Genomic DNA, 21,244 nt, shown 5'->3' on the forward strand with positions numbered 1-21,244 from the left:
ATAGCCGCTGATGAACTCCCCCCACGCAACCAAAGTCCTGGTCATTGGTTACGTCTGGCCCGAGCCCCGCTCTTCGGCGGCTGGCGGCCACATGATGCAAATCCTCGAGAGCTTTCTGGCGCAAGGATGGGACATCACCTTCAGCAGTCCGGCTCGTAGCGGTGAACATCGTGCGGACCTCACTACGCTGGGCATTGACGAAGTGCCGATCGAGTTGAATGACAGCAGTTTCGACAGTTTCGTCAGCGAACTGGCGCCGGATGTGGTGTTGTTCGACCGCTTCATGATGGAAGAACAGTTTGGCTGGCGCGTGGAAAAACACTGTCCCAATGCGCTGCGCGTGCTTGAGACCTCCGACCTGCAAAGCCTGCGCGATGCGCGACATCATCGGCTCAAGCAGCGCTTGAAAAACAGCGACGACGCCAATGACTTCAGTGAACTGTTCGCGCCAGCGTTGAGTGAAGAGTTCGAGTTCATGGCCGAAACCGATCTGGCCCAGCGGGAGATCGCGGCGATCTATCGTTGCGACCTCAACCTGATGATCTCGGAGGTGGAAATCGAGCTGCTGGTTGAGCAGTTCAAGGTGCCGCGCAACCTGCTGCACTGGTGCCCGCTGATGATCGATCTACCGGAGACTGCGCCCGTGCCGTTTGAGGAGCGTGCGCACTTTCTGCACATCGGCAACTTCCGCCACGCGCCCAACTGGGATGCGGTGCTCTGGCTGAAAACCACTGTGTGGCCACTGATCCGCCAGCGACTGCCTGGGGCTCAACTGCACATCTACGGCGCTTACACTCCGCCCAAGGCCACGGCACTGCACAATCCCGCGCAAGGCTTTCATGTGATGAACTGGGCCGAAGACGCGCTGCAAGTCATGTCGGCGGCACGGATATGCCTGGCGCCATTGCGTTTCGGTGCGGGTGTCAAGGGCAAGATTGTCGATGCAATGCTCTGTGGCACGCCAAATGTCACGACGCCCGTTGGTGCAGAGGCGATGCACGGTGAGGAGCCCTGGCCGGGGGCGATTACCCGTACGGCTCACGATTTCGCCGACAATGCCGTGCAGCTCTATCAGGACAAGTCCCGATGGCTGCAAGCCCAAACGCAAGGCTTTGCATTATTGGCCAAGCGTTACCAGCATGCTGTTCATGGCCCGGCATTGGTCAGCCGTATCGAGCACTGCCTGCAAAACCTGCCGACTATCAGACGGGACAATTTCACTGGCAGCATGCTGCGCCACCACCATCACAAAAGCACGCAATATATGTCGCAATGGATCGAAGCGAAGAACCGCCCGTAGGAGCGAGCTTGCTCGCGATGTACGCAAGAACACCACGGGGTGTCAGGTGGACAGCGTCATCGTTGACGTCCATCGCGAGCAGGGCTCGCTCCTACACGGAAGCGGCCTATGGCATGATCGAGGTGCGATAACAATAAAAGCGTGCCGACATGACCCGTACCGCCAGAGTCACCGACCCTTCCTACGAACTGATGGACGACCACAACGGGTTGTCCATCATCTATCGCCAGCACGGATTCCCCTGCCCGCTGGTCCGTTGGCATTTTCACAAGGAATACGAACTGCACCTGATCGTCGCCAGCTCGGGCAAGGTGTTCATCGGCGACTACATCGGCAACTTCTACCCTGAAACCCTGTTCCTCACCGGCCCCAACCTGCCCCACAACTGGATCAGCCAGGTGGCCGAGGATGAGGTCGTGGAAAAGCGCGACATGCTGGTCAACTTCACCGACGAGTTGTTCGACAGTGGCTATCAGGTGTTCGCCGAACTCAAGACCCTGGCGCCGCTGCTGGAACGTGCGCAGTACGGCATCGAGTTTCGCTGCAAGCACACCATTCGCCGGGCGATGAACCTGATGCAGCTCATCGCCGACACCACCGGCGTGACGCGTCTGGGGCACTTTTTCATCCTGTTGGAGTTGCTCGCGGCGTGTGACGATTACCAGTTGCTGTCCGGCGCGACGACACCGCAACTGGCGGACGAGCACAACATCGATCGCACCAACCGGGCAGTTGATTACATCTTCGCCCACTACGCCCGGGACTTGACCCTGGAAGAAGTCGCCGAGCATCTGGGGATGAAACCGACCTACTTCAGCCGGGTGTTCAAACAGGCCACGGGGCGCAATTTCGTCGAGTTCGTCAATCGCCTGCGCATCAGCAAGTCCTGCGAGTTGCTGGCCGATGGCGACAAACCGGTGACCGACGTGTGTTTCGAGTCGGGCTTCAACAACATTTCCAATTTCAATCGGCGCTTTCAGCAGCTCAAGGGCATGACCCCATCGCACTACCGGCGGTTGGTGGTGCAGCGGTTGACCGAGCAAAACCTGGGATAACACTTAAAACCCTGTCTCCAATCCCTGTGGGAGCGAGCCTGCTCGCGAAAGCGGTGTGTCAGCCGCCATCGTTTTTGAATGCAATACCACATTCGCGAGCAGGCTCGCTCCCACAGGTGATGTACTGCCTTTACGCTTGAAACCTGTACGGATTTGATATCGCCCTAGCGCTCCCTCCCCCTTCCCTGTGTTTCCCGCACTAAACCCCAGTGCAAAAAAGTATCGAACAAAGTGCGACGGATGATTTGTCTCGCCCACCATTGAACGCTGTAATCAGCGCAGATTCTTCCTACACACGGAAGACACAAAAACAATAACCGTCCTTCTGTATCCCGCCGGGAGCAGAAAAGGAGTGCACGATGCAACCTTCTACAAAAGCTCTGCTCGCCCTCACCTGCATGACCCTCAGCAGCGTCAGCCTTGGCGCCCAGACCCTGACCATCGCCACCGTCAACAACAGCGACATGATCCGCATGCAAAAGCTTTCGAAAACCTTCGAGGCCGAGCACCCGGAGATCAAGCTCAATTGGGTGGTGCTGGAAGAAAACGTCTTGCGTCAGCGTCTGACCACCGACATCGCCACCCAGGGTGGGCAGTTCGACGTATTGACCATCGGCATGTACGAAGCAGCACTGTGGGGTGCGAAGGGTTGGCTGGAGCCCATGAAGGATTTGCCCGCCAGTTATGCCCTCGACGATGTGTTCCCTTCGGTGCGTGAAGGCCTGTCGGTGAAGGGTTCGCTGTATGCCCTGCCGTTCTACGCCGAGAGTTCCATCACCTATTACCGCACCGACCTGTTCAAGGAGGCCGGGCTGACCATGCCCGAGCGCCCGACCTGGACCCAGATCGCCGGGTTCGCCAGCAAACTCACCCACAAGGACAAGGAACAGTACGGTATCTGCCTGCGCGGCAAGGCCGGCTGGGGCGAGAACATGGCGCTGATTACCACGGTCGCCAATGCCTACGGTGCGCGCTGGTTCGACGAGCAATGGAAACCGGAATTCAGCGGTCCCGAGTGGAAAAACGCGCTGAATTTCTACGTCGACACCATGAAGCAATCCGGCCCTCCGGGGGCGTCGAGCAACGGTTTCAACGAAAACCTCGCACTGTTCAACAGCGGCAAATGCGCGATCTGGGTCGATGCCAGCGTGGCCGGCTCGTTCGTCACCGACAAGACCCAGAGCAAGGTCAGCGACCACGTCGGCTTTACCTTCGCGCCCCATGAAACCACGGACAAGGGCTCGGCCTGGCTTTACTCCTGGGCGCTGGCGATCCCGACCAGCTCCAAGGCCAAGGACGCGGCGAAAACCTTCAGCGCTTGGGCTACCTCGAAGGAGTACGGCGAACTGGTCGCCAAAACCGACGGTATCGCCAACGTGCCGCCTGGCACGCGCGCCTCGACCTACAGCGAGGCGTACATGAACGCCGCGCCGTTCGCCAAGATCACCCTGGAATCGCTCAAGGCCGCAGACCCGAGCAAACCGAGCGCCAAGCCTGTGCCGTACATCGGCATTCAGTTGGTGACCATTCCTGAGTTCCAGGCCGTGGGCACCCAGGTTGGCAAGTTGTTCTCCGCGGCACTGATCGGCCAGTCCACTGACGAGCAAGCGCTGGCGGCCGCCCAGCAAACCACCGAGCGCGAAATGAAGCGCGCGGGTTATCCAAAATAACCCCGGCTATTCCAATGTGGGAGCGAGCCTGCTCGCGAAGGCGGCGGTCCAGTCGCGGAAGATCTAGCGGATTTACCGGCCTCTTCGCGAGCAGGCTCGCTCCCACAGTTGATCTTCATTTGTCTGCATCTAATCGGTTTTAACACCATGAATACATCCACTGCCAAAGCTCACATGGACATTGTCCAACCCGTGCGTAAAAGCCGGTCGGCCAACCCCGGCTGGTTTCTGGTCAGCCCTTCAGTGGCATTACTGCTGTTGTGGATGATCGTGCCGCTGGGCATGACCCTTTACTTCTCGATGATCCGCTACAACCTGCTCTATCCCGGCGAAAACGAGTTCGTGGGGCTGGAGAATTTCACCTACTTCCTGACCGACGCGGGATTTGTGTCCGGCGCCGCCAACACCCTGCTGCTGGTGGGCAGCGTGCTGCTGATCAGCGTGGTGCTGGGCGTCCTGATCAGTGCCTTGCTGGAGGCCACTGACTTTCTCGGTCGCGGCATCGTGCGGGTCATGTTGATCTCGCCGTTTTTCATCATGCCCACCGTCGGCGCCTTGATCTGGAAGAACCTGATTTTCCATCCGGTCTCCGGGATTCTCGCCTGGGTCTGGAAGCTGTTCGGCGCGCAGCCGGTGGACTGGCTGGCGCACTATCCGCTGTTGTCGATCATCATCATTGTCTCCTGGCAATGGCTGCCCTTCGCGATCCTGATCCTGATGACCGCCATGCAGTCCCTCGACCAGGAACAGAAAGAAGCGGCACGCCTGGACGGTGCCGGGCCGATCGCGATTTTCTGGCACCTGACCTTGCCACACCTGGCGCGGCCGATTGCGGTGGTGGTGATGATCGAAACCATCTTCCTGCTCTCGGTGTTCGCTGAAATCTTCACCACCACCAATGGCGGCCCCGGCTACGCCTCAACCAACCTCGCCTACCTGATCTACAACCAGGCGCTGGTGCAGTTCGACGTCGGCATGGCCTCGGCGGGCGGTTTGATTGCGGTAGTGATCGCCAACATCGCGGCCATCGTCCTGGTGCGGATGATCGGCAAAAACCTGACAGACAAAGCCTGAGGCCAGCCATGACTCTTCAACAATCCCGCCGGTTGCAAAGCCTGCTGCTCGGCACCCTGGCCTGGGCCATCGCGATCCTGATCTTCTTCCCGATTTTCTGGATGGTGCTGACCAGCTTCAAAACCGAAATCGACGCATTCGCCACGCCGCCGCAGTTCATCTTCATGCCGACCCTGGAGAACTACCTGCACATCAACGAGCGCAGCGATTACGCCAGTTTCGCCTGGAACTCGGTAGTCATTTCCTTCAGCGCCACGGCCCTGTGCCTGCTGATCGCGGTGCCAGCAGCCTACTCCATGGCGTACTACGAAACCCAGCGCACCAAGGGCACGCTACTGTGGATGCTCTCCACCAAGATGCTGCCGCCGGTGGGCGTGCTGATGCCGATCTACCTGTTGGCCAAGAGTTTCGGCCTGCTCGACACGCGCATTGCGCTGATCGTGATCTACACCCTGATCAATCTGCCGATCGTAGTCTGGATGGTTTACACCTACTTCAAGGACATCCCCAAGGACATCCTCGAAGCCGCTCGTCTGGACGGCGCAACGCTGGGACAGGAAATGCTTCGGGTACTGCTGCCAATCGCCAAGGGCGGTCTCGCATCGACCGTGCTTTTGTCGCTGATCCTGTGCTGGAACGAAGCGTTCTGGTCGCTGAACCTGACTTCATCCAAAGCCGCGCCCCTGACCGCGTTGATCGCCTCGTACTCAAGTCCCGAAGGATTGTTCTGGGCCAAGTTATCGGCAGTGTCGACCTTGGCCTGCGCGCCGATCCTGATCTTCGGCTGGATCAGCCAAAAGCAACTGGTGCGCGGGTTGTCGTTTGGTGCCGTGAAATGACCTGCCTATCTGCATTCCCCCTGTGGGAGCGAGCCTGCTCGCGAAGAGGGAGTGTCAGCCAACGTTGATGTGTCTGACACACCGCATTCGCGAGCAGGCTCGCTCCCACAGGTTTAACCGAATAAAAAACAAACGGAGGCCCATCACCATGGCCAACCTGAAAATCAAGAATCTGCAAAAAGGCTTCGAAGGCTTTTCCATCATCAAGGGCATTGACCTTGACGTGAATGATCGTGAGTTCGTGGTCTTCGTCGGCCCTTCGGGCTGTGGCAAATCCACCCTGCTGCGCCTGATCGCCGGCCTGGAGGAAGTCAGTGGCGGCACCATTGAACTCGATGGCCGCGACATCACCGAAGTCAGCCCCGCCAAACGCGACCTGGCGATGGTGTTCCAGACCTACGCCCTGTACCCGCACATGAGCGTGCGCAAGAACATGTCGTTTGCCCTCGATCTGTCAGGTGTTCCCAAAGCCGAAGTCGAGAAAAAAGTCGGCGAAGCAGCGCGCATCCTCGAACTGGGACCGATGCTGGAGCGCAAGCCGAAACAGCTGTCCGGCGGCCAGCGCCAGCGTGTGGCGATCGGCCGGGCTATCGTGCGCAACCCGAAAATATTCCTCTTCGACGAACCCCTGTCCAACCTCGACGCCGCGTTGCGGGTGCAGATGCGCCTGGAGCTGCTGCGCCTGCACAAAGAGCTGCAAGCGACGATGATCTACGTGACCCACGACCAGGTGGAAGCCATGACCATGGCTGACAAAGTCGTGGTGCTCAATGGCGGCAGGATCGAACAGGTCGGCTCGCCACTGGACCTGTACCACCACCCGGCCAACCTGTTTGTCGCAGGTTTTCTCGGCACGCCGAAAATGGGTTTCCTCAAGGGCAGGGTCAGTCGGATCGACCATCAAAGCTGCGAGGTGGCGCTGGATGCCGGCACCCGCATCAATCTGCCGTTGAGCGGCGCCAACCTGAGCGTCGGTGGCGCGGTCACCCTGGGCATTCGCCCGGAGCATCTGGAACTGGCCAAACCCGGTGATTGCACCTTGCAGGTCACTGCCGACGTCAGCGAGCGCTTGGGCAGCGACACCTTTTGCCACGTACGGACCACTTCCGACGAAGCCCTGACCCTGCGGGTTCGCGGTGACCTGGCGAGCCGTTACGGCGAGACCCTGAGCCTGCACCTGGATGCCACACACTGCCATTTGTTCGATGCCAACGGTGTAACGCTGACCCGCCCGTTGCGCGCTGCCGCCTGACTTTCGAGTGTTTGAAATGAAACTGAACCGACACAACCTCTACCGCCTCGCTCCCGAGGTCGTTCTGCCGGCCTATTCCCTGAGCGACATCCGCCAAGGCATCGTGCACATCGGCGTTGGCGGTTTTCACCGCGCCCATCAGGCGTATTACACCGACGCGCTGATGAACACCGGCGAAGGCCTCGACTGGGCCATCTGCGGCGTGGGCCTGCGTGCCGAAGACCGGCGCGCCCGGGACGATTTGAAAGAACAGGACTGCCTGTTCACCCTGTTCGAACTGGGCGATACCAACGACACCGAAGTCCGGGTCATCGGCGCCATCCGCGACATGCTATTGGCCGAAGACAGTGCCCTGGCGTTGATCGACAAACTCGCCGACCCACAGATCCGCATCGTGTCGCTGACCATCACCGAAGGCGGCTACTGCATGGATGACAGCAGCGGCGAATTCATGGCCCACCTGCCCCAGGTCCAGCACGACCTGGCGCACCCGGACGCGCCGAAAACCGTGTTCGGTTTCCTCTGTGCCGCGCTGGCCAGGCGCCGGGCAACAGGCACGCCAGCGTTCACCCTGATGTCCTGCGATAACCTGCCGCATAACGGCGCCGTCACCCGCAAGGCGCTGCTGGCGTTCGCCGCACTGCGCGATGCCGATCTGCGGGACTGGATCGAACGCCATGTTGGTTTCCCCAACGCCATGGTCGACCGCATCACCCCGATGACCAGCCCCTCACATCGCTTGCAACTGGCCGACAAGCATGGGGTGGACGATGCCTGGCCAGTGGTCTGCGAACCCTTCGTGCAATGGGTGCTGGAAGACAAATTCGTCAATGGCCGCCCGGCCTGGGAAAAGGTCGGCGTGCAGTTCACCGACGACGTCACGCCCTATGAGGAGATGAAGATCAAGTTGCTCAACGGCAGTCATCTGGCACTGACGTATCTGGGCTTCTTGAAGGGCTATCGCTTCGTCCACGAAACCTTGAACGACCCATTGTTCGTGCGTTACATGCGCGCTTACATGGACCTCGATGTCACGCCGCAACTGTCGCCGGTGCCGGGGATCGACCTCACCGACTACAAAAACACCCTGGTGGCGCGCTTCTCCAATCAGGCGATTGCCGATCAACTGGAACGCGTGTGTTCGGATGGCTCGTCGAAGTTTCCCAAGTTCACCATTCCAACCATCAATCGCCTGATCGCCGATGGCCGGGACACCAAACGGGCGGCGCTGGTGGTGGCGGCTTGGGCGTTGTATCTGAAGGGCGTGGATGAAAATGGCGACACCTACTCAATTCCTGATCCGCGAGCGACGTTCTGCCAGGCACTGGTGGCCGATGATGCGTTGATCAGCCAGCGGTTGCTGGCGGTTGAGGAGATTTTTGGCACAGAAATTCCGCGTTCCGCAGCGTTTGTCGCGGCGTTCGAGTGGTGTTGCAACAGTTTGCGGGAGGTGGGGGTAACGCGGACGCTGGAGCGGATGTTGGCTTAAGCAAGACGGTGAATGAAATGCCGGCTTCGCGAGCAGGCTCGCTCCCACAGGGGATTGCATTTCAATTGTGGGAGCGAGCCTGCTCGCGAATGGCTTCACCCAAATCGCCCTGACACACCAAGGATTTATCAATGGCAACCCGACAACTCTTCCTGGGCATCGACTGCGGCACCCAAGGCACCAAAGCCCTTGTCCTCGACGCCCTCAGCGGCCAGGTCCTGGGCCAGGGCGCTGCGACGCACAAGATGATCATTGGCGCCAACGGTCGCCGCGAACAAGACACCGCGCAGTGGCTGCACGCATTCACGCTCGCCACCCGCCGCGCCTTGCTGGCGGCCAACGTTGATGGCCAGCAGATCCTTGGCATCGGCGTCTCCGGTCAACAGCATGGCCTGGTGCTGCTCGATGATCAGGGCCAGGTCCTGCGACCGGCCAAACTCTGGTGCGACACCGAAACCACCGAGCAAAACAATCGACTGCTCAAACACCTTGGCGGTGAGGAAGGCTCACTGGAGCGTCTTGGCATCCTCATCGCACCGGGCTACACGGTGTCCAAGCTGTTGTGGACCAAGGAGCAGCACCCCGAGATCTTTTCCCGGATCGCCCGCCTCCTGCTACCCCACGACTACCTCAATTTCTGGCTCACCGGCCGCGCGTGCAGCGAGTACGGCGATGCGTCGGGCACCGGTTACTTCAACGTGCGCAGCCGGCAGTGGGATGTGCAGTTGCTGCGTGATATCGATCCCAGCGGACGCCTGCAAGCCGCGTTGCCGGAACTGATCGACGCCCATGCAACGGTCGGCACCGTGCTGCCGGACATCGCCGAACAACTGGGCATCAATCCGCAGGCGCTGGTCTCGAGCGGCGGTGGCGACAACATGATGGGCGCCATTGGCACCGCCAACATCCGACCCGGCGCGATCACCATGAGCCTGGGATCTTCCGGCACGGTGTACGCCTATGCCGATTCACCCAAGGTCAGCGCGGACGCGGCAGTCGCCACCTTCTGTTCCTCCAGTGGCGGCTGGCTGCCGTTGATCTGCACCATGAACCTGACCAATGCCACGGGTGCTATTCGCGAGCTGCTCGAGCTCGATATCGACCAATTCAACGGTCTGGTGGCCCAGTCGCCCATCGGCGCCGAAGGCGTGTGCATGCTGCCGTTCCTCAACGGCGAGCGCGTCCCCTCCTTGCCCCACGCCACCGGTAACCTGCTGGGTTTAACCATGACCAACCTGACCCGGGCCAATCTGTGCCGCGCCGTGGTCGAAGGCACGACCTTCGGATTGCGATACGGGCTGGACCTGCTGCGCCACAATGGCTTACAAAGCCGCAGCATCTGCCTGATTGGCGGCGGTTCGAACAGTCCGGTATGGCGACAGATCGTCGCCGACATCATGGACACCCCTGTGATCTGCGCCGAACAAAGCGAAGCCGCCGCCCTCGGCGCAGCGATTCAGGCGGCGTGGTGCACGTCCCGGGAAAACGGGCATGAGGACAGCCTGGCGGATCTTTGTGAGCGTTGCGCAAGACTCGACGCCGCCAGTGAAACCCGGCCGATTGCAGAGAACGTGGTGGCCTCGCAACAGGCCTATGAGCGCTATCGACAGCATGTCGCAACCCTTTGAAGAGTGAACAATTATGTATCTGGTGTGTGGCGAAGCGCTGTTCGATTTCTTCAGTGAAGACGACGCCAGCGGTCTGGCTTCAAAAGTGAATTTCAAGGCCATTGCCGGCGGTTCCCCATTCAACGTCGCGGTGGGTTTGCGTCGTTTGAGCGTGGACGCGGCGTTGCTTGCCGGGTTGTCCACCGACTACCTGGGCCGGCGTTTGCTGCAAGTACTGCAGGATGAAGGTGTACGTACGGACTACCTGCTGGATTTCGCCGCCCCCACTACCCTGGCGATGGTCGCGGTGGGCGCCAATGGCTCGCCACACTACAGTTTCCGTGGTGAAGGATGTGCGGATCGGCAATTGAAACCAGAGCATTTGCCGGCGCTGGGGCCTGAGGTGCGCGGCTTGCACATCGGCTCGTTTTCGCTGGTGGTGCAACCGATCGCCGACACCCTGCTCGCGTTGGTGCGCCGGGAAAGCGGCAAGCGCCTGATCAGCCTCGATCCGAATGTGCGGCTCAATCCCGAGCCGGACATCGAGCTGTGGCGTTCGCGGATTGCCACCCTGGTCAAGCATGCCGACCTGATCAAGGTCAGCGATGAGGATTTGAGCCTGCTGTATCCCGGACAGGATCCTGCGCGGATCATCGACGGCTGGTTGCAGCACCGCTGTCAGTTGGTGTTCCTGACCCGTGGCGGTGAAGGCGCGACGGTGTACAGTCGGGTTCATGGATCGTGGTCGGTACCTGCTTGTGCGGTGAAAATCGCCGATACCGTTGGGGCCGGTGATACCTTCCAGGCGGCTTTGATTGCCTGGTTGACCGAACAGCAGATGGATTCGGTTGAAGGGGTTCAACAGCTTGGCCGCGAGAAGATCGATGCGATGGTCAGGTTTGCGGTGCAGGCGGCGGCATTGACCTGCGGCAAGACCGGGCCGGATTTGCCGTATCGCCACCAGTTGGATCTTCGCTGATCTCCATGACCCCTTCGCGAGCAGGCTCGCTCCCACAATGAATCGGTACTGAACATAGAATCTGTGTTCACTAAAGATCCACTGTGGGAGCGAGCCTGCTCGCGAAGGCGGTCTATCGGTTACAACACCGAAAAGTTGTAACTGATGATCAACCGGCTCTCATCCACATCCCGGGCAAACTGCTCGTAGTTGGTGCGGTAGGTCGCATTGCGCAGCCGCAGGCTGACATTCTTGAACGTCCCGCTCTGCACCACGTATTTGAGCTCGCTGTCGCGTTCCCACTCCTTGCCTTCCTGATCGCTGCCCGGCACCTTGATGTGGTCACCGTTCACGTAGCGCGTGAGGAATGTCAGGCCGTTGAGACCGATGGCCTTGAAGTCGTAGTCATAACGCAGCTGCCACGAGCGCTCTTGCGCGGCGGCAAAATCATTGACCTGCACATAGTTGACCAGATACGGGTTGGTGCCATCGAGGTACGGCATCGAGTTGTCGCCGTTCATGCGCTGCCAACCGGCACTGAATGTATGGCCGCTAACGGCGTAAGCGAGCATCCCGTTCAGGGCGCGGTTGTCGATGGAGCCGGCGCGGGCGGCACCGCTGTCGGCGCTCTTGAGCAAGCGCAGATCCGCCTTGAGCATCCCGGTACCCAATGGCTGGTTACCCAGCAGACCGACGAAATGCTGACGATAAATATCTTCCAGTTCCGCATAGTGATACTGCGCTGTCAGTCGCTCATTAATCTTGTAGTCAAACCCATACATATCGAAGTGATCGGCCGTGATATTGCAGGCATAGCGCTTGTTCTTGCAATGCACTCGGATGTCTTGGGAGTCGGTGGAGTCCCGGGCGGTGTACTTGTCCAGGCGCGCCGCCATAAAGGACAGATCCTTGACCTCTCTGGAAGTAAGCATCGCGCCGTTGAACATCGTTGGCAGCAGGCGTCCGTCGTTGTATTTGAGTAGAGGCACATCCGGTAACAACGCGCCGTATTTCAACACGCTTTGAGAGACGCGCACCTTGGCGGTCAGGCCGAGCTTGGCGTACTGGTCTGCCGAACCACGCGGATCGCTGCCGCTGGAGGGCAACAGGCCGCTGTTGCTGCTGTCAGGACTGGAGTCGAGTTTGAACCCAAGCATGCCCAATGCATCGACACCGAACCCTACCGTGCCTTCGGTGTAACCGGACTGCAGGTTGAGAATGAAGCCCTGGGCCGCCTCCTCGCGCTTTGAAGCGCCCTGCTCATTGGAGGTGTGCCCATCACGAAAATCGCGATTGAAATACACCGTGCGCGCTTCGATGTTGGCCTGTGTGTCATCAATGAAACCGCTCGCCCGGGTCGGCCCGGTAAATCCGGCGCACAGGACTAGAGCGCCGAAGCCAAGTGACTGGCGCGCGGTGATCAAGGTAAAGGGGGAACGCATGAAAAACTCCAACAGTGCTGCGTGACCGCCAAGGCACACGCAGCCAAAAATAGCCTTCGCCCGGATCAATGGCTGACCGGGGAAGTAAACACGCGGGGGTGAGCGGCAATGATGGCAGAAGGCTTTTTCACCTTGCAGACGACTTTAGTCTGAATGCTCTAACTGTAGGAGCGAGCTTGCTTGCGAAGAAATCACGGGCACCACCGAACATCCAGGATTACGCGCTATCGTTCACGTCCATCGCAGCAAGTTCGCTCCTGCAGGAGGCAGCACCCGCCGAACGGTAGTGGCAAAGCGACAGGTGGCGTTCAGGCGGGTTAACCAATGCTTAATCGTGCAGTCCAATATTAACTGGACCGCACGCCTTCAGAGTCCTCTGATGCCCAGTGCGGCAGGTTCGACACCATGTCGAGCTGACTTCCGTCCGCACTGGAGATCGCAACATGAACTCGCGCGCCCTGCTTGTTTCCGCTGCTCTTGTCTGTGCCCCGCTTGCTGCAATGGCACAGACTAACGATTCCGCTTCCACCCAAGCCATCCCCTCTTACCACTACGGCATGCCTCTGCATGTGGGCAAGGTCATTTCCATGACAGAACCCACCACCCTGGAATGTGAAGTGGTCACGGCGACAATGACGTACATCGATACACAGTCTGGTAAACCAGCAGAGCTAGCCTACCGAAAGCTGTCTGACGCGTGCAGTTACCAAAACTGACGGATAAGTCTGAAATATCACCTTGCGGTATTCGTGAGGGGGATCAGGCGCTATGCTCTAGCTCCCTCACTGCCGCAAGGATTGGCCATGCAGTTGTCGTTTCGGACGTTATCGACTTTCACCTGTGCTTTGTGTTTTTTACTGGCGCTTGTCTGGGGCTTTTTGCCTGACTGGATATTGGCCAGCTGGGATATCGAATATTCATTGACCGCGGGACTGATTGCGCGGCGCTCAGCGATGCTGTTTGCAGTGTTGGGAATCATGTTTTTTCTGGTACGCAACGAAGCGCCATCTCCCAGTCGAAACGCAGTGAGCAACAGCTTCATGCTCGGTTGTTGGGGACTGGCGATACTGGGCTTCGGCGAATGGCTCAATGGTCATGCCGGTCCGGGCATTCTGCTGGCTGTCGGTGTCGAACTGGCGCTGGGCCTGGCATTTTTCCAGACCCGGCGCGTATCGGTGGAACTGGAAACCGCAGGTTAAAGCGCCTTGCGCGTTGCCTGACTGTGCATGGGTTCCACGTAGTGATGCGCAAGATCGGTACGCAATATCGCAATCAGTTCGTTGATTTCCCGGCAGCCATTGAGTTGCCGGGCATCGATACCCGTTTTGAAGAGATCCAGCTGATCGGTTTCCCCATCGGCATACACTTTTACCGTCATGGACAAGTCCGGCGACAGCGTGCATTGGCAGCGTTTCGGGAGAAAACTGCTTTCAATGATATTGCGTAGTTCCAAGGCAGAAAGAAACATGGCCACCCTCTCCTTTTTGTGAGACTGCCAAATCAACCAACGACGCTGGCTCGTTTGAAATCCCCGGTCAGCTTGAGAACAGATAGAGCATAAAACATGCCTTCAAATGCGCCCGGTTGTTCATCGGCAAATCAGGGTTTTATGTAACAGCCCGTTAACACCCGCCATGCAGTTTGCAAGGAACGTCTGTCGGCGACCTGCATTTTGCACACACTTTGAATTTGCATCCTCTGGCAACGGCAGTAAAAATGCGCGCCAGGCGAACGTTCGCCATCCGTCTTAAACGCAAGGAGGCATCATGAGTACTTTCATCAATCGCACATCCATCGGTTTGATCCTGGCGACATTGTCGGGCATGGTTCACGCGTCAACCCTGGAAGAAGTCGCACCTTATCCAAAAGCCGAAAGCGGCTTCACCCGCCAGGTCATTCACCTGACCCCGCAAGCACAGGAAAACGATTTCAAGGTCGAGGTCCTCGCCGGTAAGATCATGACCGTTGACTGCAATCTCCAGCGCCTTGGCGGCACGCTTGAAGAGAAAAACCTCGAAGGCTGGGGTTACTCGTTCTACCGCCTGGAAAAAGTCACTGGCCCGATGAGTACGCTAAAAGCCTGCCCGAACGGCACCAGCAAACAGGATTTCGTGCCGGTGGTCGGTGACGGCTTCATGCTGCGCTACAACAGCAAGCTGCCCACTGTGATCTATGCCCCCAAGGACGTCGAAGTGCGCTATCGGATCTGGTCGGCATCGAGCCAGGTCGACAAAGCCGTCGCGGAGTAACCCGTTTACCGTAAAGGAACCAGACCCCATCAACCCAGCGCATCGCTTAACGCGGCGCGCTCGGCTACATGTCGCAAACTGTCGAAATTGATGTTGGCACCCGAGTCGATGGCCACCAGCGTCTGTCCCCTGACGCCACTACGCGCCACGTATTTCTTGATCCCGGCCACGGCCAGCGCACCAGAGGGTTCGGTGATCGAGCGAGTATCGTCGTAGATATTCCGGATCGCGCAGCAAAGCTCATCGTTGCTGACCGTCAGCACTTCATCGACACAGAACCGACACACTTCGAATCCGTGCGCCCCCATTTGCGCGACCGCCACACCATCGGCGAATGTGCCGACGGTTGCCAGGACCACGCGCTCATTGGCCTGCAATGCTGCCTGCAAACAGGCGGAGTGTTCCGACTCGACGCCGATGATGCGCACCTCTGGTCGCAGGTATTTGACGTAAGCCGCGATACCCGCAATCAAGCCGCCACCACCCACCGGAACGAAGATCGCATCCAGTGCACCTTGATGCTGACGCAGGATCTCCATGGCTACGGTGCCTTGCCCGGCGATTACATCCGGATCGTCGAAAGGCGACACAAAGGTCTTGCCGGTTTGCTCAACCAGCTCCAGAGCATGGGCCAAGGCAAACGGAAAGCTATCCCCATGCAGCACAGCGTCAGCACCACGGCTACGTACGCCCAGCACCTTCAAGTCCGGGGTGGTGGCGGGCATGACAATCGTCGCGTCAATGCCCAGCTCCCGCGCGGCCAGTGCCACGCCCTGGGCATGATTGCCGGCCGAAGCGGTAATCACGCCGCGGGTCTTTTGTTCGACACTCAAGTTCACCAGTTTGTTGTAGGCGCCACGGATCTTGAAGGAAAAAGTCGGCTGTAAATCTTCGCGCTTGAGCAGGACCTGGTTGTCCAGCATTCCGGACAACGCGGGGGCCGGTTGCAGTGGTGTGCGCACGGCCAGTTCGTACACCGGCGCGGCGAGGATTTTTTTGACGTAGTGCTCAAGCAAGGATTGCTGGGCTGGCGTGCTGGTCATAATCGTCTCCTGACATTGATCAGAACCCCGAGACAGAAAATGAAAACCCGCCTCTAGGGCGGGTTGGGTGCTGCAGTCGTGAGCTAGCCCGCCAAATGAGGAATGGCGGTAATAATGCTTGGCTGGCAACGCAATACGGCGGAAGTCATGACGGGAAATTAGCCGGGTGCTGATGGCAAGTCAACGGCCAATTTTCAGCGCTGCCGATGTTGCCTTCGCGAGCAGGCTCGCTCCCACAAGACCTGTAAGCGCCACAGACTCATTGTGGGAGCGAGTCTGCTCGCGAAAGCGGCGTGACAATCACCCGACTCATCTCGCCAACCGCTTGAGCCCAATCACCATCATTCCCGCCCCCAGCATCATCGCCGCCAAGAACAACGGGTACGACACCCACCACGGCGTGCCCGCCGTCATCATGCTGAACTCGGACATACCGCCAATGCTCGCAATCAGGTTCAGTGGCAGAAACACCACGTTAATCAGCGTCAGCTTGCGCAGCAGGTTGTTCATGCTGTTGTTCATCAAATTGCCCCGGGCGTCGATCAGCCCGGAGAACACCGTCGAGTAGATTTCCGCCTGTTTGTAGCACTGGTTGTTTTCGATGATCAGGTCGTCGATCAGGTTGATGGCATGGGCATCGAAGTGTTCCTTTTGCGCATGATTGCGCAAACGGGTCAGGACCGCGCCGTTGCTGTGGATGGCGTTGATGTAGTAGATCAGGCTTTCACTGAGGTTGAACATCTGGACCAGGTGCTGGTTCTGCATCGATGCATTGAATTTCTGCTGCAACTCCCGGGCGACCAACTTGATGACTTTAAGGTGGCCCAGATAGTGGTGGATGTTGTTGAACAGCAGGTCTAGCAACACATCCAGCGGTGTATTCAGTGCCTGTCCCCTGCCAAGGCCATAGAGCGGTGCGTCATCGGTGGCGATCACCAACAAGCGGTCCGGACAAAACAGCAGGCCGCAGGATGACACTTCGAAGGAAAGACTGCCGGCCCCCGAATAGTTTTCCGGGCGCTTCCAAATCAGGAACAGGTTGTCGGGGTGGAACTCGATACGCGAGACCTCATCGGGGTCAAGTGCCGAAGCCAGGGCATGTTCATCGAGTTTGAAGTGACTGTGCAGCAAGTCCCGCTCTGCCGCGTCGGGATTGCTGAACAGCATGACGTCGGCATCCAGCCGTTCAACGGTGTGCAATGCGCCGTGAGCCAGTTCGTAACTCTTGATCATCGGCCGCTCACCACGCCTGGCCGCGACGCTTGAGTTCCAGGCGACGGACGAACTCCTCCAGCACCAATGAATACAGATCGTCCTGGAGGTAGGCGTCTTCGATACCAGCGTCAATATTCGGATTATCGTTGACCTCGATCACCACCACTTTGTCGCCGGATTGCTTGAGGTCGACCCCGTAGAGGCCATCGCCGATCAGGCTGGCCGTTTTCACCGCCAGTTCCACCACCGCCCGCGGCGCTTCGTGAACCGCCAGCGTACGGCATTCGCCGTTGATATCCTGACCTTTGGCCTTGTGGTTGTAGATTTGCCAGTGGCCCTTGGACATGAAGTATTGGCAGGCAAAGATCGGTTTACGGTTGAGGACACCGATGCGCCAGTCGTATTCGGTGTAGAAGAACTCCTGGGCCAGCAACAGCACCGAGTGTTCGAACAGTTCGGCGGTCGCTTCGAGCAGCGCCTGCTGGCTTTCAACCTTGATGACGCCCCTTGAGAAACAGCCGTCGGGGATTTTCAGCACCAGCGGAAATCCCAGGCGTTCGCCCACCCGCTCGAAGTCTTCCGGTCGCTCCTTGTAGAGGATTTCAGTGGCAGGCATGCCCAATTGATGGCTCTTGAGCAGGTCGGTCAGGTAGACCTTGTTAGTGCAGCGCAGTATCGACGCCGGGTCGTCCATCACCACCAGCCCTTCGCTTTCGGCTTTCTTGGAGAAACGGTAAGTGTGGTTGTCGACGCTGGTGGTTTCGCGAATCAGCAGACCGTCGTATTCGGCAATCCGCGCATAATCCTTGCGTTCGATCAGTTCGACGTCGATGCCCAGTGTCCTGCCAACTCTGACGAAGTTGTCCAGCGCCTTGGCATTCGACGGCGGCAAGGCTTCCTGGGGATCGTGCAGGATGGCCAGGTCATAACGGGCCAGCCGCCTTGAACGCGGCAAGCGCCAGATCTTGCGACTGAAACTGTCGAGAGACTGGGCAAATTGATCCTCCTGATCTTCGCGCAACTTATGCAGCGCACCGGACTTGATGCCTTCGATGTGCCAACCGTTAGTTCGACGAAACTCAACCAACAAGATCGGACAAGCAAACACTTCAAATAACTGCCTGGCCAAATCCTGCAAGGGTTCGATATTAGTCTTGCCGAAGTAAAGTGTCAGAGTAAAACCTTCGGTATCACTATAAGCGTGATGACTAAGGGCTCTTTCCAGCGTTTTATCCAGATCATCCAGCGCCAATCCGTAAAGTGACTTACGGGTCAGCTCGCTGATTGTCCGCACCGACGGAATGACTTTGTGTCCACGGGCTTCGGCCAGCAGCGAGCAGTAATAACCATGCCCCAGGTACTTGTAGCTGCGGCACAGGTTGATCACCTGAACACGCTTGCCCTGCTCGTTATCGCGGGTTTGTTCCAGGTATTCCTGGGCCGTGACGATGTCTTCGCTGGGGAAATAGGATGCCCAGTCCTCCTTGCGTTCGACGATGATAATCAACTGACTGGAAGTTCTATTCGCATCATTTAAAAAAGTTGCCGCCGGCATAGTTTGCCCGGATACTTCGCGCCAATGACCCTGTACCGCTGACATAGTGATTGATCCGTTGGAGAACAAGACCATTCCTATTAAGCACGAGATTTTTCGAAAGTCCCGTTTCGTTACGCAACTTTTACGGCGGTCATATGAATACGCTTTTTCGTTTAGCGGTCATCGAAGATTTACCGGCGCTATTGCAACTGGAAGAGCAATGTTTCACCACCGATCGACTCAGCAGTCGCAGCTTTCAATGGATGATCAGCCGCACCAACGGACAACTTCTGGTGGCCCAGTGTAGTGAACAACTGCTCGGCTACGCCGTGGTGCTTTTCCATCGGGGCACGTCCCTGGCGCGCCTATATTCGATTGCCATCGCGACCCAGGCACGGGGCAACGGCTTGGGCAAGCAGTTGCTCGATCGTGTCGAGGCCTGTGCGCTGGAGCGCGAATGCACATGTTTGCGACTGGAAGTGCGTGTCGATAATCCGCTAGCCATTGCCTTGTATGAGCGCAACGGTTACCGGCAATTTGCCCTGATTCCCAGGTTTTACCAGGACCATGCTGACGCGATGCGGATGGAGAAATGCCTGGTTTGATCGACACATGTGTAGGTGCTGCCGTTAAATAATTAAAAGATCGCAGCCTCGTTGCACTCGACAGCTCCTACACAGCTTCTACACCGCACCTACGGTTTCAGGCCGATCCGATACACCCCCCCATTCTCTTCATCGGTCAACACATACAAATACCCGTCCGGCCCCTGCCGCACATCGCGAATGCGTTTGTTGAGTTCACCCAGCAAGCGCTCTTCGTGAACCACCCTGTCGCCGTCGAGTTGCAGGCGAATCAGCTCCTGGGTCACCAGCGCACCGATGAATGCGTTGTGCCGCCAGGCCTTGAATCGATCAGCGTCATAAAAGGCCATGCCACTCAGGCCCGGGGACTTCTCCCATACATGATGCGGACCAAGGGTGCCTTCGGCGGTTTTCCCGTTGGCCTCCGGGATCGGCTGGCCGGAATAGTTGATGCCGTGGGTGGCTAGCGGCCAACCATAGTTCTTGCCGCGTTCGATGATGTTGACCTCGTCACCGCCCCGCGGACCGTGCTCGTTTTCCCAAAGGGTAGCGGTCCAGGGATTGAGCGCCGCACCTTGTGGATTGCGCACGCCGTAGGCCCAGATTTCCGGGCGCACGCCGGGTTGGCCGACAAAGGGGTTGTCGTCCGGCACCTTGCCGTCTGGATAGATCCGCACAACCTTGCCTTGCAGTTTGTCGAGGTCCTGAGCGGTCGGGCGGTCGTTGTTTTCACCCAAGGTGATGAACAGGTAGCCGTCACGGTCGAACACCAAACGCGAACCAAAATGATTGCCAACCGACAGTTTGGGCGCCTGACGGAAGATCACTGTGAAATTCTTCAGGCTCGCCAGGTCTTCGGATAGCTGTCCGCGACCGACGGCTGTACCGGCCTTGCCGCCCTGACCACCACCTTCGGCGTACGACAGATAGACCGTGCGGTCCTGTTTGAAGTCCGGTGACAGTGCCACATCCAGCAATCCACCCTGTCCTTTGGACCAGACCTCGGGTACGCCCTTGATGGGCGCTGAGAGTTTTCCTTCGGAACTCACCATCCGCAGGTTTCCGGGTCGTTCTGTCACCAGCATGCCCTTGCGGTCAGGAAGAAACGCCAGCGCCCAGGGATGCTCCAATCCCTCGACGATCGACGTGACCTCCAGGGTGCCCTGCTCGCTGCTCATCTCTTGGGAGGAAGTTGCCAGCGCAGGCAACGTAGCGCTAACCAATGCGCTGGCACAGAGGGTGGACAGAAGGGTTTTACGCAACATGCACGATTCCTTTTGTCATGGGACGGTTTCCCGGCCGCTCAATTGCGGGGCGGTGGATTGGGAATGAATCTTGGCGCGCCAGCAGGAGCCGGTTGACTTTGCGGATAGCGATTGCCAATTCCGCCGTTATCGAGGGTCGGCGGTCGAGGCACCGGTACGGTGTTCGGACCGCGAATGGGCGGGGCGCTGGGTTGCGTGCCCTGCATGCTATTGGGGTTGGCCCGGCGAATCGGGCTGTTGTAGGGATTGCTGTTACCGCTGTTAGGCAGGTTCTGGGCGACCTGCAACGGTGTTGCTGGTAATGGGTCTTGCGCGTAGGCCAACTGGCCAAGTGTGCTGCTCAAGGCCAACAGGATAACGCCACTTGCGCATCGGTTCATGGGGTGCCTCTTCGACATGGGCGTGTTCAAGGTCTTCGATAACACGCTACGCCCGGGGTTCGGATTTGTTAACCAAAACCTCTACCGAGAGATGTAACACGAAGTTGATGCACGGGCCGTAGAGCGCTGCAGGCCCTGTAAGTCTTATGCGAGACCGTGAATGTGCAGGTCTTTTCTTGGGGAAAATCAATTCCCCCCAAAATTGCGGTGGCCCTTTTTGGGAGGTACTGCTGCTCAAAAACACACCCAACTTCCCCCCCTCCCACAACCACAAACAACAAAACA

At 58.5% G+C, this 21,244-nt stretch carries 18 protein-coding genes and 2 pseudogenes; 13 read left to right on the plus strand and 7 right to left on the minus strand.

Annotated elements, in window-relative coordinates; all coding sequences use genetic code 11:
• The first annotated feature begins 10 nt into the window (after nt 1-10).
• The 9 genes from ACSFE6_RS19130 to ACSFE6_RS19170 all read left to right on the plus strand — a co-directional run bounded on the left by ACSFE6_RS19130 (nt 11) and on the right by ACSFE6_RS19170 (nt 11,265).
• Nucleotides 11-1,300 carry a glycosyltransferase gene (locus ACSFE6_RS19130; protein WP_435429057.1) on the plus strand — a complete coding sequence of 430 codons (1,290 nt, stop codon included), beginning with the start codon at nt 11-13 and terminating at the stop codon, nt 1,298-1,300.
• Between the two features lie 149 nt (nt 1,301-1,449).
• Nucleotides 1,450-2,355 (plus strand): AraC family transcriptional regulator, encoded by a 906-nt coding sequence (locus tag ACSFE6_RS19135; protein ID WP_435429058.1) that lies wholly within the window; start codon nt 1,450-1,452, stop codon nt 2,353-2,355.
• A gap of 359 nt (nt 2,356-2,714) precedes the next feature.
• Nucleotides 2,715-4,025, plus strand: coding sequence for an ABC transporter substrate-binding protein (locus ACSFE6_RS19140; protein WP_435429059.1), 1,311 nt, complete (start codon nt 2,715-2,717; stop codon nt 4,023-4,025).
• A 147-nt stretch (nt 4,026-4,172) separates the two neighbouring features.
• Nucleotides 4,173-5,099: a carbohydrate ABC transporter permease gene (locus ACSFE6_RS19145; RefSeq protein ID WP_435429060.1), complete on the plus strand. Its 927-nt coding sequence runs from the start codon at nt 4,173-4,175 to the stop codon at nt 5,097-5,099.
• Between the two features lie 8 nt (nt 5,100-5,107).
• Nucleotides 5,108-5,938 carry a carbohydrate ABC transporter permease gene (locus ACSFE6_RS19150; RefSeq protein ID WP_435429061.1) on the plus strand — a complete coding sequence of 277 codons (831 nt, stop codon included), beginning with the start codon at nt 5,108-5,110 and terminating at the stop codon, nt 5,936-5,938.
• Nucleotides 5,939-6,086: 148 nt separating this feature from the next.
• Nucleotides 6,087-7,190 (plus strand): ABC transporter ATP-binding protein, encoded by a 1,104-nt coding sequence (locus ACSFE6_RS19155; RefSeq protein ID WP_435429062.1) that lies wholly within the window; start codon nt 6,087-6,089, stop codon nt 7,188-7,190.
• A 16-nt stretch (nt 7,191-7,206) separates the two neighbouring features.
• Nucleotides 7,207-8,679, plus strand: a complete 1,473-nt coding sequence (locus ACSFE6_RS19160; RefSeq protein ID WP_435429063.1) for a mannitol dehydrogenase family protein — start codon at nt 7,207-7,209, stop codon at nt 8,677-8,679.
• 131 nt (nt 8,680-8,810) lie between these two features.
• Nucleotides 8,811-10,307 (plus strand): xylulokinase, encoded by a 1,497-nt coding sequence (gene xylB / locus ACSFE6_RS19165; protein WP_435429064.1) that lies wholly within the window; start codon nt 8,811-8,813, stop codon nt 10,305-10,307.
• Nucleotides 10,308-10,320: 13 nt separating this feature from the next.
• Nucleotides 10,321-11,265, plus strand: a complete 945-nt coding sequence (locus ACSFE6_RS19170; protein ID WP_435429065.1) for a carbohydrate kinase family protein — start codon at nt 10,321-10,323, stop codon at nt 11,263-11,265.
• A 119-nt stretch (nt 11,266-11,384) separates the two neighbouring features.
• Here ACSFE6_RS19170 and ACSFE6_RS19175 read toward each other — a convergent pair whose 3' ends face one another.
• Nucleotides 11,385-12,686 carry an OprD family porin gene (locus ACSFE6_RS19175; protein WP_435429066.1) on the minus strand — a complete coding sequence of 434 codons (1,302 nt, stop codon included), beginning with the start codon at nt 12,684-12,686 and terminating at the stop codon, nt 11,385-11,387.
• A 443-nt stretch (nt 12,687-13,129) separates the two neighbouring features.
• Here ACSFE6_RS19175 and ACSFE6_RS19180 point away from each other — a divergent pair, with 443 nt between their 5' ends.
• Nucleotides 13,130-13,402, plus strand: coding sequence for a DUF2790 domain-containing protein (locus ACSFE6_RS19180; RefSeq protein WP_435429067.1), 273 nt, complete (start codon nt 13,130-13,132; stop codon nt 13,400-13,402).
• An 87-nt stretch (nt 13,403-13,489) separates the two neighbouring features.
• A complete protein-coding gene (locus tag ACSFE6_RS19185; RefSeq protein ID WP_435429068.1) occupies nt 13,490-13,885 on the plus strand; it encodes a hypothetical protein in 396 nt (131 codons plus the stop codon).
• On the opposite strand, the gene ACSFE6_RS19190 is transcribed toward ACSFE6_RS19185, so the two are convergent.
• Nucleotides 13,882-14,154 (minus strand): DUF1652 domain-containing protein, encoded by a 273-nt coding sequence (locus ACSFE6_RS19190; RefSeq protein ID WP_435429069.1) that lies wholly within the window; start codon nt 14,152-14,154, stop codon nt 13,882-13,884. The genes ACSFE6_RS19185 and ACSFE6_RS19190 overlap by 4 nt on opposite strands.
• Before the next feature lie 298 nt (nt 14,155-14,452).
• Between ACSFE6_RS19190 and eco the strand changes: the two genes are divergently transcribed.
• Entirely contained in the window at nt 14,453-14,935 is a 483-nt protein-coding gene (gene eco, locus ACSFE6_RS19195) for a serine protease inhibitor ecotin (protein WP_435429070.1), read from the plus strand.
• A 41-nt stretch (nt 14,936-14,976) separates the two neighbouring features.
• Here eco and ilvA read toward each other — a convergent pair.
• The 3 genes and pseudogenes from ilvA to ACSFE6_RS19210 all read right to left on the minus strand — a co-directional run.
• A pseudogene (gene ilvA / locus ACSFE6_RS19200) lies at nt 14,977-15,978 on the minus strand (threonine ammonia-lyase, biosynthetic); the annotation flags it as partial.
• Between the two features lie 309 nt (nt 15,979-16,287).
• Nucleotides 16,288-17,211: a magnesium transporter CorA family protein gene (locus ACSFE6_RS19205; protein ID WP_435429071.1), complete on the minus strand. Its 924-nt coding sequence runs from the start codon at nt 17,209-17,211 to the stop codon at nt 16,288-16,290.
• A 7-nt stretch (nt 17,212-17,218) separates the two neighbouring features.
• Entirely contained in the window at nt 17,219-18,748 is a 1,530-nt protein-coding gene (locus ACSFE6_RS19210; protein ID WP_435429074.1) for a RimK family protein, read from the minus strand.
• A gap of 137 nt (nt 18,749-18,885) precedes the next feature.
• On the opposite strand from ACSFE6_RS19210, the pseudogene rimI reads away from it, so the two are divergent.
• Nucleotides 18,886-19,323: pseudogene (gene rimI / locus ACSFE6_RS19215) on the plus strand (ribosomal protein S18-alanine N-acetyltransferase); the annotation flags it as partial.
• Nucleotides 19,324-19,424: 101 nt separating this feature from the next.
• Here the strand turns inward: rimI and ACSFE6_RS19220 are convergent.
• Entirely contained in the window at nt 19,425-20,579 is a 1,155-nt protein-coding gene (locus tag ACSFE6_RS19220) for a PQQ-dependent sugar dehydrogenase (RefSeq protein ID WP_435429072.1), read from the minus strand.
• Nucleotides 20,580-20,617: 38 nt separating this feature from the next.
• Nucleotides 20,618-20,959 (minus strand): hypothetical protein, encoded by a 342-nt coding sequence (locus ACSFE6_RS19225; RefSeq protein WP_435429073.1) that lies wholly within the window; start codon nt 20,957-20,959, stop codon nt 20,618-20,620.
• Nucleotides 20,960-21,244 lie beyond the last annotated feature (285 nt).

It is taken from the genome of Pseudomonas baetica, assembly GCF_051216495.1.
Lineage (GTDB): Bacteria > Pseudomonadota > Gammaproteobacteria > Pseudomonadales > Pseudomonadaceae > Aquipseudomonas > Aquipseudomonas baetica_B.